At 47.3% G+C, this 1,239-nt stretch carries 1 protein-coding gene; it reads left to right on the top strand.

Annotated features, from left to right (window positions below; all coding sequences use genetic code 11):
• Positions 1 to 82 precede the first annotated feature (82 nt).
• Complete coding sequence (locus QVO97_RS00235) at positions 83 to 1,216, top strand: SLC13 family permease (protein ID WP_022358447.1); 1,134 nt, start codon at positions 83 to 85, stop codon at positions 1,214 to 1,216.
• Positions 1,217 to 1,239 lie beyond the last annotated feature (23 nt).

Below are 1,239 nucleotides of genomic sequence, written 5' to 3'. Positions count from 1 at the left end.
CCTTTCATTTTCATGAGGGTTTCCGCTATTTTCGTTACTGGTCACAGTTACACTTTTTTCTTTTTCAAGGGAGTATTTTATCATGATACAAAAAGTAAGTTCTTTTCTCAAAAAGGATACTGTTTTAACCATCGCCCTGGCTCTGGCTGTCCTTTCCATGTTTATCATACCACCGTCTGCCGGATACCTGGGATATCTGGATCTGCACACACTGATCCTGCTCTTTGGCCTGATGACAGCAACCACAGGCCTCCAAAACATCGGTTTCTTTCGACAGCTCGGGGAATTACTGCTGCTTCGAATCCATTCACTCAGGCAGCTGGAACAGCTTCTGATTCTTCTGTGTTTCTTTTCCAGCATGCTGATCACCAACGATGTGGCCTTAATTACCTTCGTTCCATTTGCTCTGGAACTGCTGCGGATGGTAAACCGCAAAGACCGGATCGTTCCGGTTGTCGTCTGCCAGACACTGGCAGCCAATCTCGGCAGCATGACAACTCCGGTGGGGAATCCCCAGAATCTGTATCTGTATTCCCACTTTGAGCTTTCACTTGATACATTTATCCGGAGCATCGGTCCATTTTCGCTGCTTTCATTGGTTTTGCTGCTGCTCGTCACAATGTTTACACCAAGGGAGACTATCTCACTAGATACTGCCGGTAGAGATACAACCTCCGATGAGACCTTTCCTAAACGCTGCCTTTTCTGCTGTCTGGGAATGTTTTTCCTGTGCCTTTGCACCGTAGCCGGTCTTCTGCCGCTTCCAATCCTGTTTATCTGCATTCTGGCGATTGGCTGTCTGGCAGACCCGAAGATCTTCTGTCAGGTAGATTACTCTCTCATCCTGACTTTTATCGGATTCTTCATCTTCATCGGGAATCTGAAACACATTCCTGCGGTAAGCTCCCTGCTTTCCAGTATGATCACGGGACACGAAGTGATAGTCTCCGTTCTGGCCAGCCAGGTAATCAGCAACGTTCCGGCCGCCATCCTGTTATCCGGATTTACCGAAAAAGGAGTTTCCCTTCTGATCGGAACTAACCTCGGCGGTCTCGGCACCCTGATCGCATCCATGGCGAGTCTTATTTCTTACAAATATATCGTCCGCTCCTGCCCAAAGAAAAAAGGAATCTACTTCCGCTGGTTCACGATTGCAAATGCGGGATTTCTAGCAGTCCTGATGGCGGTATATTTTCTGGTTTTTTATAGCATCTGATAAAAAAGAATGTGCCTTGGCAC

This window comes from Clostridium sp. CAG:43 (assembly GCF_000434655.1).
Taxonomy (GTDB): Bacteria; Bacillota; Clostridia; order Lachnospirales; family Lachnospiraceae; genus Otoolea; species Otoolea fessa.
This window is presented reverse-complemented; position numbering and strand designations above follow the sequence as displayed.